General features: G+C 37.0%; 13 protein-coding genes. 11 read left to right on the plus strand and 2 right to left on the minus strand.

The genetic code is table 11. From position 1 onward, the window contains the following. Window position 1 precedes the first annotated feature (1 nt). The 6 genes from HMPREF2887_RS03255 (at window position 2) to HMPREF2887_RS03280 (ending at window position 4916) form a co-directional block, all read left to right on the plus strand. Window positions 2–613, plus strand: a complete 612-nt coding sequence (locus tag HMPREF2887_RS03255; protein WP_021002051.1) for a hypothetical protein — start codon at window positions 2–4, stop codon at window positions 611–613. Between the two features lie 332 nt (window positions 614–945). Next, window positions 946–1791, plus strand: a complete 846-nt coding sequence (locus tag HMPREF2887_RS03260) for a hypothetical protein (protein ID WP_003070635.1) — start codon at window positions 946–948, stop codon at window positions 1789–1791. A 311-nt stretch (window positions 1792–2102) separates the two neighbouring features. After that, the gene (mobV, locus tag HMPREF2887_RS03265) at window positions 2103–3407 is read left to right on the plus strand and encodes a MobV family relaxase (RefSeq protein ID WP_021002049.1); all 1305 of its coding nucleotides are present in this window, start codon (window positions 2103–2105) and stop codon (window positions 3405–3407) included. Between the two features lie 165 nt (window positions 3408–3572). Then, window positions 3573–4043 (plus strand): hypothetical protein, encoded by a 471-nt coding sequence (locus HMPREF2887_RS03270; RefSeq protein WP_021002048.1) that lies wholly within the window; start codon window positions 3573–3575, stop codon window positions 4041–4043. Between the two features lie 245 nt (window positions 4044–4288). Continuing rightward, complete coding sequence (locus tag HMPREF2887_RS03275; RefSeq protein WP_024052721.1) at window positions 4289–4573, plus strand: type II toxin-antitoxin system RelB/ParD family antitoxin; 285 nt, start codon at window positions 4289–4291, stop codon at window positions 4571–4573. Further along, window positions 4563–4916, plus strand: a complete 354-nt coding sequence (locus HMPREF2887_RS03280) for a type II toxin-antitoxin system RelE/ParE family toxin (RefSeq protein ID WP_021002046.1) — start codon at window positions 4563–4565, stop codon at window positions 4914–4916. Before HMPREF2887_RS03275 ends, HMPREF2887_RS03280 begins: the two co-directional genes overlap by 11 nt. 716 nt (window positions 4917–5632) lie before the next feature. On the opposite strand, the gene HMPREF2887_RS03285 is transcribed toward HMPREF2887_RS03280, so the two are convergent. Beyond that, window positions 5633–6214 (minus strand): TetR/AcrR family transcriptional regulator, encoded by a 582-nt coding sequence (locus HMPREF2887_RS03285; protein WP_003030910.1) that lies wholly within the window; start codon window positions 6212–6214, stop codon window positions 5633–5635. 460 nt (window positions 6215–6674) lie between these two features. On the opposite strand from HMPREF2887_RS03285, the gene wecB reads away from it, so the two are divergent. The 4 genes from wecB (at window position 6675) to HMPREF2887_RS03305 (ending at window position 11178) form a co-directional block, all read left to right on the plus strand. Further along, on the plus strand, window positions 6675–7823 hold the full coding sequence (wecB, locus tag HMPREF2887_RS03290; protein ID WP_021002045.1) for a non-hydrolyzing UDP-N-acetylglucosamine 2-epimerase: 1149 nt from the start codon (window positions 6675–6677) through the stop codon (window positions 7821–7823). Window positions 7824–8015: 192 nt separating this feature from the next. Next, window positions 8016–8612, plus strand: a complete 597-nt coding sequence (locus HMPREF2887_RS03295) for a hypothetical protein (RefSeq protein ID WP_261673814.1) — start codon at window positions 8016–8018, stop codon at window positions 8610–8612. Window positions 8613–8755: 143 nt separating this feature from the next. Continuing rightward, window positions 8756–10066 carry a glycosyltransferase family 2 protein gene (locus tag HMPREF2887_RS03300; protein ID WP_003032949.1) on the plus strand — a complete coding sequence of 437 codons (1311 nt, stop codon included), beginning with the start codon at window positions 8756–8758 and terminating at the stop codon, window positions 10064–10066. Between the two features lie 8 nt (window positions 10067–10074). Then, entirely contained in the window at window positions 10075–11178 is a 1104-nt protein-coding gene (locus tag HMPREF2887_RS03305) for a family 8 glycosyl hydrolase (RefSeq protein WP_021002043.1), read from the plus strand. Between the two features lie 186 nt (window positions 11179–11364). Here HMPREF2887_RS03305 and HMPREF2887_RS03310 read toward each other — a convergent pair whose 3' ends face one another. Next, the gene (locus tag HMPREF2887_RS03310; protein ID WP_057489805.1) at window positions 11365–14577 is read right to left on the minus strand and encodes an LPXTG-anchored zinc carboxypeptidase; all 3213 of its coding nucleotides are present in this window, start codon (window positions 14575–14577) and stop codon (window positions 11365–11367) included. A 635-nt stretch (window positions 14578–15212) separates the two neighbouring features. On the opposite strand from HMPREF2887_RS03310, the gene HMPREF2887_RS03315 reads away from it, so the two are divergent. Further along, the coding region (locus HMPREF2887_RS03315) for a TfoX/Sxy family protein (RefSeq protein WP_084740519.1) at window positions 15213–15479 on the plus strand (267 nt) is incomplete at its 3' end.

A 15479-nucleotide genomic window follows, 5' to 3' on the forward strand; every position in this document is an offset into this window, starting at 1 on the left:
AATGATAAAGATTTATTTTGGAAAAGATACAGCACTTAATCAAGCTATTCAATCACGACTGGATAGCTACCAGATTGACTATCAAGCATTTTCAAGTAAGGATATAGATGCCAAAATACTGATGGAATGGCTATTTAGGTCAACTGATATTTTTGAATTACTAAGCACTAAGATGCTGAAGTATAAGCTGAACACACAAATTACTCTAAGCCAATTTGTCCGAAAGATTTTGAAAAATGTTGATAGTTCGCTAAAACTTCCCATTGTTGTAACAGATGAGGTTATCTATTCGAACATGTCTCCTGAGTATGTGGGGACACTTTTACCGAAAGAGTATCGTAAAGCTGAACGGATAAACCTATTCCGAAAACTTGAAGAACTTGATGAAGGTCGAACATTCTGGAGTAATTTTGAAACACTCCGAAAACAATCTGAGCTACGTTGGTTTGAGCTGAACGATTTATTGTTTGCTGATGTGTCCGACGATTTAGGAGAAATCAAAAAAGCTAAAGACCGTTTCTTTAGCTACAAGAAAAATAAACAGGTGCCACCTGATGAGATTATTGAAAAAATCCTCAAAATATTTTTAGTTGATCGAGAAGACTTTTTTTAAAAATCTCCTTCAGATTTACAAAATTTCAAGTCAAAAATATTTATGAAAACAGTTATGAAAATATTGTGAAAATGGGTTTCAGGGGTCAGATTTTGAGGTGCTACGAAAAATTTATAACAGGGCGCCCTCTAACAGCCCGCTATGTGCACATTTAAAGTGCATTTACTACACCCGTTTTTTGGCAAGTTTGACTGACGGAAAATGAAAATGGTTCGACTCCGAAGGGGTCGGCTTGGGGCTGCTCCCCCAAGAATTTTCATTAGGGAGGAGGTCTTTACGCAGACAAAAAAAATCGGCGCCGATAGGCGACCGTAAAAAGAAAGGAGTTTTGTTTGAAATTAAAAGTTAGCTTAGATAATATCACGATAACAGCTTATATCAGGCCCCGCAAACTCCTAACTCTCAAAAATCTAGTTGAAAGCCATACAGCAATTAGTATTCAGACAGCGATGACGGATATGTTTAGAGCTTATACTAAGGGCGGAGGTCAAGTCGTGGTCTATATGGAATATGACAAAATAAAAGGACAAGCCTTTAATGCTCGCCCTTTCAGGTTGGAGTTCAATCCCAATAAACTCCGATCAGTAGATACTGATATCATTGACACTATTATACCATGTTTGGAAGATATTGCAATATCTCGTGCTGACTTGGCTTTTGATTTATTTGAAGTTGATTGTAGTGAGTTCGTGCTAGAGAAGAAAGGCAGACCAACCGCAACTAAGGAATTTCGTTCAGAGACCGGAAAGCTAGAAACAAAGTACCTTGGTGCTTCGCGTTCTGAAAAGCAAGTAAGGCTATACAACAAGAAAAAAGAGCAACTGGAAAATGGAACTGATAAAGACAAGGAATTTGCTAGTCAGTTTCAACACTGGTGGCGCTTGGAATTTCAGTTGAGAAGTCGCTCGGTTGAGGAGATATTCGAGGTTATCAATACAGTTATCTTTAAGCCATTCAAATTTAAAGGTTTACCTATTGAGACTCAAATCTATCTGACCGCTCTCATTCATGATAAAAATATCTGGAAAGAGCTCCATAGAAATACAAGAGCAAGATACAAAAAAATCTTAGAGACCTATCAAACATCAGAAATTGACTATCTAGGTTTGATGAAAGACCTATTGAAACATGAGCGCCCCAGACTTAAAAAACAATTAGCCTATTATGGTGGTCGGTAGATTGTCGGACAATGCGAAGCGTCCGACCTTTGGCACTGATGAAGTGCCTTGCTCGCTTCGGCGAGCATAGTCGAACTATCTCTTGTGAGTTGAGAGATGGTTCGAGGTCGCTCCTGTATTCGGAGCGATGTGCCGTCTGCAAGACCCTTCGGAGAACGCACATTTATGGAGTAAAGTGTAGTGCGTTACACTTTACATGGAAGTAGTGCCGATTCTTCAGGAAAAAATCTAGCCTATGGGTTGCTTATTTCTGGTGGCAATCGTCCGCCACCAGCTCGGCGACCTTTTGAGCCGAGAAAGGAGAAAAATCTATGAGTTATGTAGTAGCTAGAATGGTTAAATACAAATCTGGTAATCTCGGTGGTGCTTATCGCCATAATGAACGTGTTTTTGAAAAACATTCAAATAAGGATATTGACCCTGAACGAAGTCATCTAAATTATGAGTTAACAGACCGTGACCGCTCTATACCTTATGACAGACAAATAAAGCAGTATGTCAATGACAATAAACTATCTAAACGCGCTATTCGTAAAGACGCTGTATTATGCAATGAGTGGATTATCACATCTGATAAAACTTTCTTTGAAAATATGAGTCAGGAGCAGACAAAGGAATTTTTTGAGACTGCTAAAAATTTCTTTGCTGAAAGATACGGAGAACAGAATATCGCTTATGCCATGGTTCATCTTGACGAAAGCACCCCACATATGCACCTTGGTCTTGTTCCAATGAGAAATGGGAAGTTGAGTTCAAAAGCCCTATTTGGTCATCGTGAGCAGCTTCAGGCAATTCAGGAGGAGTTTCCAAAATACCTAAATGATAAAGGATACACTTTACAACGTGGTGAAGTTGATAGTGAGAAAAAACATCTTGATACTGCTGAATACAAGGAGAAGCAGCGATTGCTTGATGATGTCGAGCAACGACTATCTGAAAAACAAATTAAACTAGAACAGATAAGCAATAAAATAAACCAACTAGAGCTGACTGTATCAGAGAAAGAGCACCTGCTCCAGTACTTGGAACAGAGGGAGTGGCACACTCTTGAAGAGTTGAAGCAATATGAAAAAGAAATAGAGACCTTGGCTGAAAGTTTAATTGATTTGAAAGAGGTTGAGCCTTTAGGCTTTAGGGAGCTACATGCAGAAGGATTAGCAAAGCGTACACTTGATGGCAAGCTAAAGATGAGTAGAGAAACCTATGATAGGCTATATCAGACCGCTTCTAAAAATGTGACCAATAATGTGAGATTGAGGCAGGACAGGAATGCTTTAGAGCATAAACTGAATAAGTCTCTAAAAGACCAGAACAGCCTAGCTAAATCATTGATAAAAAGTGAAAAGTTACTGACAGAAAACAAGGAATTGAAGTCCGAAGTTGGCAGGCTCCAGCATGAAAATAAGGGGCTTAGGAAACAGATGGAACGCTTGAACGATAGGCTAGAAGCTGTGAGTCAAAAGTTGGCTTTATGGCGTAAGAGTGCTAAAAAGTATCTACCAGAAAAAGAGTTTCGCTCTACCCTGAAACTTGCTAATCAAATACGACCGCCGAAACTAAATATAGTGACAGCAGTCAAAACGATAAAAAAAGTAATTGAGAAAAATTTATTTTAATCACTTTATGCCGTGAAAGTCTCTTGACAATAAGCTAGTCGGCTTTAGACTGAAAGGAGTCGAGTCGGCAGGCTGAAAAGCTGACGACCGATCGCCGTAGGCTAAAAGAGACTAGGTTACTTGTTGTCAAGAGAACCATGGAATAAATGAACAAGGAGAAAACACATGAACAAAATTAATCAGCCTTTAGTTTACAAGATTGAACAATCTGAGCCGTTTTCGGGAAGAGCACTAATAAGCTTTTTGGAAATTGCCCATAAAGAGGCGACAGGTGAATTCTTGTCTCTTGCCTGGCCTCTAAGCGTCATTGAACCATTTATTCTGGAAGATGAACAAGGGAATGAGTTTTGGACTAAAGATCTGTCCACCAATGTTTTAGAAATACGCCTTAAGGATAACTACAATATCCGATTCCTTCGAAAAAAGTCTAACCTCTATATCATCATTGAAGATTTGAAAGCCTTCAGACAAGGTTTTTCTCAGCTAGTAGAGGATTTGGTAAATCCTAATAAAAAATATTTGCTTTATCGTGATTTTATCAAAACGTATCGCAATATGCTTCCTCATGAAAAAATTGAATTCTTCAAAAAGAAAACAGCTGAGGAAATCGCGCGTAAGAAAGCAAGTAAGAAATAACGTATGCTATACTATTTAGTGAGGAGGTAACGCTATGAGAAAAACGATATTTGGTTGGATGATTGTATTTGCAGCACTACGTTTTTTAGACCGTTCTGTACGTCAGTCGAATAAGGCACTGCGCCGATTATTGCGATAAATGCGAATTGGGGAAAATCCTAGTTTTTTGATAACTAGGATTTTTACTTGCTTAAAATCTATACATGGTATATAATAAATCTATAAATATAGATTGGAGATATATCATGGCTATAACATTATCAAAGCAATATAATTTTAAGTTGAATGAGGCCACTATGGAACAAGCTCGAAATATTATTAAGGCAAAGGGCATGACCATGACTGAAGCCATCACGCTTTTTGTTGAGCAAATTGTACTTGAGCAAGATTTGCCTATTAAGACAGCTGAAGATTTGCATAGAGAACAGTTGATTGAGGAACTACAGTCTCAGTCAGAAAAAGCATTGAGACAGTACGAGGAAGGACAAGGCGTTTCCTTAGTAGAAATGAGGGAACGCTATGGTCTATAAAGTTGTTTTTTCAGAAGAGGTCAGCCAAGCGATAGACAATATTCATGAATATATTTCAAATGTATTGTTATCAGAGCAATCAGCAAAAAATACGATTGCTAAAATTTTAAATGGATTGCAGGAACTGGAGCTTTTTCCAGAGGCTGGTTTTGATGCTGATGAACGAATAGGCGTTAAGATAAATAGCAAGTATTTGACTAGGGGAAAAATTATTGGACAATATGTGCTACTGTATTTTGTGATTGAAGAAGATAAAGTTGTATTCTTGTCGCATCTCTTTCATACTAAGAGTGATTATGTGAATTTACTACGAAAAGGCAATAAAAAAAGCTCAAATGATTGAGACAGATTTCGTTTATTTTATAAGCTTCGAAACTATAGAAAATTGATACCTTTTTGATACCGTTTAGGTTTAGATATTTGTTTATAAATAAGATTTTTGATGATTTTTTGTTTTAGAAACGTTGATTTTAATGGTATTTGAGTTTAAATAATCGAGTGAACCAAAAACCAGGTCTTAAAAAGGCTCGTAAAGCTAGCCAGTTCTCAAAACGTTAAGAACCAGCTACAATACAGCATCTACAACACTTCATGGTTCACACCATGGGGTGTTTTTTTAGGATTTTTAGCAAAATTCACACCAAATTCACACCATTATTTATTTTAGGTTACGGTAGGCGATTTCTCCAACGGCCATTGGAACGATGGTAGAGGTATTGATGTAGTTTTTAGTTATGCAGTTGTATTTATGAAGTTTTACCAGAGTGCTTCCTATTTTACACACTATTTTTACGCTAATGTTTGTCATCATCAGTCATATAAGTAGTAAATTGTAGTCTGATGATTACTTCAAAAGTAGATAAATCATTTCTTTCTTTGCTTAATTCTAAATTATATGAAAGTCAGAGCACTGTTTAAATGTTGCTGTTACAAACCAAGGAAAAAGAGATACAAAAATAGCCTCTACAAACATATTGATTGTATGGGCTATTCTGTCAAAAATTACCAGCTAGGAAAAATAGCTATATTCTAAAAGCCCGATTTTTCGGGCTCTTTTTTCTAGTCTATATGATTATCTTTGTCTAGTGAGATGTATTGGTCAAGAGAAGAATGAACGAGGGTTAAAAATTTTTCTTTGAAGACTTGTGGTGGGAGTGGATTTTCTTGGGTTATCCACACTTCAATGTTGGCAATCACATAATGAACCAGTAGGGAGATGATAAAATCATCTGGCAAATCAATAAGGGATTGATTCGGTTTGATATTTTCAAGTGCCCATTTTGTGTAAATCTTTTTTAAATAATTGGTCCAATAAGGATCCGTTGAGCTAGAATACAGCATTTTTAGCCATTTTCGATTTTCATAAAGAATAGGGAAAATGTTATCTGCAATGAAAAGAAATGGGTCTTTATTTTCGAGAGTATCATATTCTAAAAACATTTCGTAAATGGGCTTATCAATACTCTCATGAATGGATTCAATGATGTCGTCAACACTATTGAAATGATGTTTATAAATTGCTTGACGTGAAATACCAGCTTTTTTGGCAAGGTCACTCATTGAGAGATTGGCTTCATTGGGATTTTGCATTGCTAAGTCATAGAAAGCATCCAAAATCTTTTGTTGATTACCTTTTACCATATAAAACAACTCCTCTCTCTTTTTAGTATAATGAAAAGAGAAAAAGATTGCAAGAAAAAGTGAGTAATAAAGACGTTAATGCAATCCTTTTGAAATTGCTATTTATTAAGTTTAACAAAAATAACATTTGTCATGAATCTGTGTTTTGTTTGAGATAGAATTAACATCTGTGAATGGTATTGGAAAAATAGGATAAACAAAAATATTGATAGAATAGTCTAATTATGATGTAATAGTAAAAGTGCACTATTTTTAATGCATAATAATTTTACTATTATAAAATAGTGCTAAATAAGAGGATAAATTTTACATAAATAATAGGACAAAAACATAGAGAATGTATACTAAAATATTGACGGTATAAATTTAAAGCGGTACAATATTAGTGTATAGTAGGGGGTGGCTGTCTTATTTTAGCTAGGCGTTTTTATTTGTGTCATTCTGTTATAAGGAGGAAAACGTGAAAAAAATAAAGGTAATGGTCGTTTTTGGTACAAGACCTGAAGCTATCAAGATGGCTCCACTTATTCTTCAATTGAAAAAACAATCAGAGAAATTTGAAACTATGACAGTTGTGACTGCACAACATCGACAAATGTTAGATCAAGTATTACAAACATTTAATATTGAACCAGATATTGATTTGAATATCATGGGAAAGCAGCAAACATTAACGGATATTACTGTAAAAATTTTAAACCAACTGGACAAACTTTTAAAAGAAGTGAAACCTGACATCATTTTGGTACATGGAGATACAACGACAACATTTGCAACAAGTTTGGCAGCTTTTTATAATCAAGTTCGAATTGGACATGTGGAAGCTGGTTTGAGGACATGGGAAAAGTATTCTCCATTTCCAGAAGAAATGAATCGTCAAATGACAGATGCTGTAACAGATCTCTATTTTGCCCCAACGATGCAAAGTAAAGAAAATCTCATTAAGGAAAATCATGATGAAAAAACCATATTTGTTACAGGGAATACAGCGATTGACGCTTTAAAATTGACTGTTCAAGAGAATTATCATCATGATGTTTTGGAGCAAATACCATCAAATCATCGGCTTATTCTTGTTACCATGCACCGTCGTGAAAATCAAGGAGAACCAATGCGTCGTGTGTTTAGAACCTTGCGGCAAGTGGTCGAAGCGCATGATGATGTTGAGGTCATTTATCCTGTTCATTTAAGTCCAGCCGTTCAAGAGGCAGCAAAGGAAATTCTTAGCAATCATCCGCAGATTCATCTAATTGAGCCTTTAGATGTTGTGGATTTTCATAATATTGCAGCGAGAAGTTATTTCATTATGTCTGATTCTGGAGGTGTCCAAGAGGAAGCCCCTTCTTTAGGAAAACCGGTGCTTGTATTGCGTGATACGACAGAGAGACCAGAAGGCGTGACTGCTGGGACATTGAAGTTAGTTGGAACAGAAAGTGAGAATATTCGCGAGGCTATGGAGACATTGTTGACAGATGAAACTGTTTATCATCAAATGTCTCAAGCTAGCAATCCGTATGGTGATGGCAGAACATCTGAGCGAATTGTAGAGGCTATTGCGCATTACTTTGGTTATGCAGACAGACCAAAAAATTTTGTGATAGGAGAATAAGATGTATCGAAAAAAGAACTGGAATGGACAATTGCTTTACTAATTATCGTAATTTTAGCAATTGTTGGTTATAGTTTCTATTTTGCGAGTAGTATTTTTCATGTTGAAATTATTTTGATTGCTCTTGCCATCTTGAGTGTATTTGTCTTACCAGATATGCTGCTCACTTGGTTACTGATCTTTAGCAGTGTATTGGCAACAATTTTTTTGGTTGCAGGTGTTGTGTATATACCAACAAATCAATGTTTTCTACTATTGATTACCTTTCCGCTTATTTTAAGCATATCACAACAAGTCAATGTTCACCGACGAACCTATCTTTCTATTGTCAAAGACTATAGTGAGCAAGCAAAAGAATTGTATGAAAGTCATTTACAGGCGGTTCGAGATGGGCGGGAAGAAAGTTTTCAAGCCTTATTAGTCCATTGGGCGCATAATGATTATTTTCAACAAATTTATCCTAAAGAATTTCGTTGGATGTTGGTGCGGATCTATGTGACTTTAAAGAAATGTATGCAGGGAACAGGTGCTGTTTATTATCTTTCAAATGGGAATTTTCTCATTTTATGTTCGGGAGAAGGGCAATCTCCAGCAGAGATATTCCAGCACAATATGCTTGCTAAATTGTCTTTGCTTCGCTTTAAAACTAGTAAAAGTGTGCACGAAGTGCAGTATAAATCAGGCTATCTGTTGATTGATTCAGAAAATTGTGAAAAGTTTTTAAACTTTGATGATTTTGTTAAAAATCTGGACAGACAACTTGAAACAGACATTATTGTAGAATACTAGGAGGGAATCTGTGATCATAACCAATATATTTTTTGGAGTAGCATTGGCAATTAGTATCTTTTTTGCTGTATGCTTTGTTGTGCTGTTTATTTGTTATTTAGTCATTTATAACAGAGTGAATAAAAACTTTAAGGCGGTGAAACATGATTAGTCAGTTGATTATGATTATCACTCTGGTATCCATTTGGTTATCCTTGGTTTGGAGTTTAGTTACTTTGAGTTCAGGTGTTCATTTTTGGCTAAAACATAGCGACTTTAAAGTAGATACTAGTCCTTTAGAGAGCTATCCGATGGTTACAATTGTGGTACCAGCCCATAATGAAGATGTGGTCATTGCGCAAACAACAAGAGCTATTTTGGATATGAATTACCCACATGACAAAGTGGAATTGCTTTTATTTGCGGACAATTGTGAAGATACTACTTATCAAGAAATGTTAAAAGTAAAAGCGATGCCAGAATATGCTACACGAGATATTACCATTACAGACCGGAAGGGGACTGGCGGAAAAGCAGGCGTTTTAAATGATGCTCTGAAAATGGCGAAGGGTGAATATATCTGCGTTTATGATGCAGATGCTATGCCAGAGAAAAATGCTCTTTATTTTCTGGTTAAGAAAGTTCTGGAAGATCCAGAACGCCACGTAGCATCTTTTGGTCGAAACAAGACACGAAATGCGAATCAAAATTTCTTAACACGTTGTATCAATCAAGAGATTGTCGTGACGCAACGAATTCAACATGTTGGTATGTGGCATATGTTTAAAATTGGTCGCATTCCTGGCACAAACTTTATTATCAATACTGAATTTGTAAAGAGCATTGGTGGTTGGCGAAATGGCGCCTTGACAGAAGATACGGATATTTCTTTTAAAATTATGCAAAGTGGGAAATTGATTGCTTTGGCTTATAATTCTGAAGCTTTCCAACAAGAACCAGAGACAGTTAAAAGCTATTATATGCAGCGAAAACGTTGGGCTAAAGGAAATTATGAAGTTGTGATTTCAAATTTTAAGCATTTATTTGATAAGAGTAATTGGCGTGTGAAATTAGAAGTTGCATATTATTCCTGTGTTTTCTTCTGGTTTAATGCAGCAATAATTTTATCAGATATTGTCCTTTTGTCAAATGTGATTGCTATTATTGTTCATCTATTTGTTCCAAGTGTTCATATTCCTTTTACATTTGATTCAAGTAATATTTACATTGCGCAATTGATGTTGTTTAATTGGCTTTTGATGATTATGCTATATCTCTTACAAATCAATATCGCTCTAGCCTCCCAATTTGGTCAAGCAACTTCTAAGCAGATTTGGTTAGCTTTGATTTCTTACTTTACTTATTCGCAGCTATTCATCATTGTTTCAATTGATGCTGTAACTTCTGTGACCTTGGACAAACTCTTCCATCGTGATGGAACCAAATGGGTTAAAACGAAGCGATTTGCAGGATAGGAGGAAACGTGAAAAGAACAAATTTAAGATATGTTTGGTTAGTTGCTATTTTATTGGCAATCATTACTATTTTTACTTATGTTAGATTCAATAGTACAGGTCATTTGAAGAATCAGATTTACCAACAATGGTCAAAAAATTATGTAGTTCAGCAAAAAGATAAGGCGTACGTTAAGACAACGAACGATAAAAAAAAAGATGTTGTCTTGTCTGAATCACAAGGCTATGGAATGGTGATTGCTGTTGAAGCTGCAAAACAAAGGAATGCTAGCCTGAAAGATTTTGAACTTTTGTACAATTATTATTTGGCACATCGTATGAAAAATACGCAGCTGATGTCATGGCGGCAAACGGTTAAGAATGGCATCGTTAAAGCTGAAACCAATAATGCAACTGATGGCGATCTTTATATTGCATATGCTTTGATTCAAGCAGCTAAATTATGGCCACAGAAGGCTGATGCATATCATACACAGGCTAGGGCAATCTTAAAGGATATTTTGACTTATAATTACAATAGTACAACAGGAGTGTTGACAGTTGGGAACTGGGCAACATCAGACTCAAAATACTATCGTTTAATGCGAACGTCAGATGTCCTTCCAGCACAATTTCAAGCCTTTTATAAGCTGACAGGCAATGCACAATGGTTAAAGATAAAATCAAATATGTTGTCTAAATTAGAACTGATGAGTGCTAAATCAAAAACAGGTCTACTTCCTGATTTCCTTTGGGTGGAAGCAGATACAGTTCGGGCAGCTGAGAAAAAAGCTGTTGCTTCTAAGTATGACGGTGATTATTATTACAATGCTTGTCGCTTGCCATATAATTTAGCACAAAGTCGGGATAAACAAAGCCAGAAGATATTGAATAAAATGATGAATTTCTTTATGAAACAAGAAGTGCTTTATGCTGGTTATACGTTAAAAGGCAAGGCTCTAAATCATTATCAGTCTGCTAGTTTTGGCGCTCCGATTTTCTATGCAGCCAGCCGAAATTCAGCATATCGAAAACTGGTTCAGCAAAATAAATATATTTTTATGCAAGATTTGTCAAAGGAAAATTATTATGAAGCAGCAATGATTACTCTTGTTGCGCTAGATGCTTTATAAACTAAATAGAAGTGGACACAAATTGGTATTTCGTAAGAAATTGATTTTGTCGCCCCACCCTGTAGGGTTGAGTTGGTGGTATTAGTTAGGGATTACTTAACTACTGCATATTGAGTTTTATTTTAGAAGAAAGTAAACGAGTCTGGGACATTTTTGTCTCAGACTCGTTTTTACTAGTAGAGTATTCTATTCTTCTTTTTTCTTTAAATGGAGCAAGTAGCCACTGACAAGAATGAACATGCTAGCAATAACCAAGCTGCTTTGGTTTTCTTTGCTTCCTGTTTGTGGAAGTTGAGCTTTTCGAGTAGCGTTCATGATTTGAGGTTGAGGAGTGTAGCGTAGGGTTGTCGCTTGAGCTGCCTGAGGTTTTTGATTGATGATTTCAACAACTTCAGTAGAAGGTTTTTGTTCTTTCTCAAGATCTTTCAGTTGAGCTAATTGACTGCCAAAGATAGCATTGGATACCCAACGGTAGAAATGAATCGTGTGAAGACGGTTTGTTGGGTTGCCAGCATAAATAAAGAGTGGTTGTTCTTTGTAGCTACCAGAAATAGCTACAATTTTATTGGCTAACTGTTCATTACCAGGCCACCAACCAGCGATATAATAATCACTGCCAGCAATTGAAGCTAATGTCTTGAAATTTGCAGGTACTTTAGCAATCCAATTTCCAGAGTTAGAATAGAAAAGATCATTCTTATTGTAACCACTAGTCAACGGATCTTTGTCATCAATGATCGCTTTCATCAAGCCTTCATAATCACCACCATTTTTGAGTTGTTCTGCGTCAAAGCCGTCAACCACACCGAGTTCTTCAAGGCGTTGCATAGCAGTTCCGCCTACTACAATAGTTGGCTTCAGACCAAGGAGGGACTTGTCAAAGTTGTCACTTTCTAAAACAATCACATCAGCTTCTTCAGGGGTATTGACAATGTCAAATCCTAAATTCTTCAAAGCAAGAGCGGTATGAGCAGGAGTATCCACACCAGCCCAATAGTATTGATGAGGCGGTGCATAAACTTTTAGAGCTTTTAAGGTTTGCCCTTGAGGAGTTTTATAAAGGGCATCTCCATAGATTGCATAGTTTTTCAGCAGGTTGGCAAAAGTAGGTGTATCCACGATGTAGCCATCGTCTGTCAAATAAACTTTCTTACCGTCTCGGATTGCACGATTGACAGCGCGAACGGCACTTTCTGAAGTATTGGCAATGATATAATATGGTGCTTTGTGGTCAATTTCGCTAGTCCGAGTAGCACGAAGAGCAGTTACTTCACCGAGTTTACCGTCAAAGAGTTTTTCTTTAAAGACTGCTACTGCTTTGAATCCCCTCATATCTGGGAAATTAACCAGCAACTCTGCATACATAGCGGCCCAAGCAGATTCGTTGGAGCCCTTGTAGAGGATATGGTTGGCATAGCCACGTTTAGCTTGTGCCATGTCAACAACCAAATCCCCCTTCTTATAACCGCCAGTGTCTTCCTTCAATTCTTGAACGACAACGCCGTTTCTCTTGAAGTATTCAATCATATTATAGGCCTGTTGGGAGTCATTGCTCTTATCAAGTCCCATTGGAATCACATAATAATCGGGGAAGAATTTCTTTTGTCCATGTTTGATACGACCGACCACTTTACCATCTGGTCCAACTAATTCATTTTCAGCTTTTGGATCTTCTACTTTGTTCACGCCACGAAGGTAGAAGTTGAGGCGCATTTCCATGAGCTTATCAGGATTTTGGGATAAATAATCAATTCCTCCCAAAACAGCGTGGAAACCAGCCTTATAAGATTCTTGATTTCCTTGAGGGATTTCAATAGTGTGTCCTAGAATGCCATGATACATGCCATAAACACCAGTATAACCAGAAAAAGAGTCGTCCCAACCGTCGCCCCAGTCTAACTTCGGAATGATGTAGTGATCATAGTTAGAATTGGCAACGCCAGCACGTCCCATGTGATGAGCATTTTCTAGCATAAGGTCTGCTAAAAGATCATACTCAAAGTTTGGATCGTGCGGAGGTGTAGCTGGCTCGATAAGGAAATCTTTGACAAATCCGTGAATGTCATAAAGGGCAATCGGATTCCATTTATTGATAAGTCCAGCAACCGTGCGAGTTTCAGGGTTTGTCTGATAGCTCGTATCGCGGTTAGGATCCAGACCATTTGCAAGTGCACGTGTATTGGCAACATCTCCGTCAGGATTTTCTGTGAAATCAAAGAGGAAGATGAATTTCTTGAGAAGGTCTTTAACGGAGAGGGTTACGATTTTTTGTGTTCCATCTGCTTGAGTCGTTTTAAAGCTGATTTGGTCTTGGGTTGCGAAAGAGTTGAACAAGCCGGTAATAATATCAATAGCAGGTTGCTCATCAGCATGTGTGTTGTTGATGAGGATAGGAAGTTTGTAGTCTAATTTTCCGTCTTTGAGGGCTGCTAACATTTCAGCAGGTTTGGTTAGCGCCATTTTATTGGTTGAGTTGAGGTAGTTATCAATGCTTTTTTGATCAGAACTGATAATGCCTAACTTAATTTTCCGTCCTTGAGCGCTGGTACCAATGTCTTCAATTTGAACAAGCCGATCATTTTTAGCTTCTTGACGACTTTTTTCGATAGCCGCTAACATTTCTTCATGAGTATGGAAGTTTTCATATGGTCGGAAAACAAGTGTTTTTCGAATCGTTAGACCGGATTCTTCATCTGTTCCAACGAGCTCATGATTTCCGATGAATTGCCGATAGGTTTTGCGGATATTATTTGGCGTCCGAAGACTTAAATCCTTTCCAAATAATTCATTAAATTTGAGAGAAAGTTTGAGGTCAGAGCCATTAGTTGTTTCCTCAATGGTGACAAAGGAATCTCCTGAAAAGTCTCCTTTTTCCATATTCCAAGTTTTCCATTCAGCGATTGGCTTATTATCTAATTTCCAAGTCACCTTGCCAGCAGCGGCTCCTTGTTCCTGTACAGTCTCAGTAATGGTAGCTTTTTCAGACATATGGACTGTACTATCAGCTAATTGAACCTTCTTTTCTTCTGTTCCAGCTGCTCGTGTTTCTGGTTTTACAGGTGTTGCAGGAGTCTCTGTTTCGGATTCGTTTGTAGTAGAAATCGAACTGTCTATTGAAGGAGCGCTTTCTGATTTTTGTACTTCTTCTTGATTGGTTGTTGTGGGAAGCTGAGCTTCAGCTGGTGAAGAATCTGGCGTTGCTGTCGCTTCTGTTGCGTTGGTTTTCGCACTTGACTTTTCGGCAGGGACTACCGTTTCTGTCTTGTTAGCAATAGGCTGTGTTTCCGTGCTATCTTGCGTATCTGCAGCAGCATTTCCTTGCGTTAAAACTGCAACAAGAACGGCAGCTGACAAGCTGAGAACATTTGTGTACAATCGTTTCTTATATGAATTTTTCATAAGAAACCTCCTTTATGAAATTTGAGGGCATCAAAAATAACGAAAATAGCTCTTAGTTATTCTCTGTTATTTTTCTCCTCTTATTATTTGAAGTATACAAAGATAGTATACCAAAAAATGTAAACGGTTTCAGCCAGAAACATAGACAGAAAATAGAAATATATCAAAATAAATAGATATGTAATAAATTTGGGCAGGAATTGAATGGCAGAAAAAACCAAAGCATACACTAAAGACTATCGAAGAATAAGCTTCACCTCGAAAACCTGACAATGTTCTAACGAAGAAGGGTAGAGGTAAGGCTTTTGCAACTGAAATATTCTTTGCCCCTGATAGCAAGGAAATCTTTCAAGATAAGTAGTTAAAGATTATACATTTTGAAAAGAATGAAGAAAAAGTAGATTGTTTTTGTATCGATTTCTGGGAGCGAGTAGGAAATTTGACGATGGGGAAATTGTCTTAAAAGTGGTATAATAACATATATATTAAAGATTTTAGGAAGGTTGAATATCATGAGAAATTTACTATGTGAAAAAATAGTATGGTATGACTCTCGGTTTTAGAGTTGACAGCAATCAATAAAGAAGTAATAGTGAAGCGGCGTAAATAAATTAGAATTTGTGGGAGGAATCATAGTGAATGAATTTAATGAATATGTACGTGAATGTTTTTCTACAGTTGGCGATATTGTCATAAAATCTATGATGGGCGGATACCTTGTATATTTTAATGGTAAGCTGATAGGTGACATTTGCAATAATGAACTGTTTTTAAAGAGAACGCCGACATCGGATAGACTGCTTGCAGATTCCGAACTGCGTTATCCGTATAAGGGTTCAAAGACCCTGATGCACGTATTCGACAAATTTGAGGATGCGAATTTGATTGTAGGATTACTGGGA

Source organism: Streptococcus sp. HMSC071H03, from assembly GCF_001813035.1.
GTDB lineage: Bacteria > Bacillota > Bacilli > Lactobacillales > Streptococcaceae > Streptococcus > Streptococcus anginosus.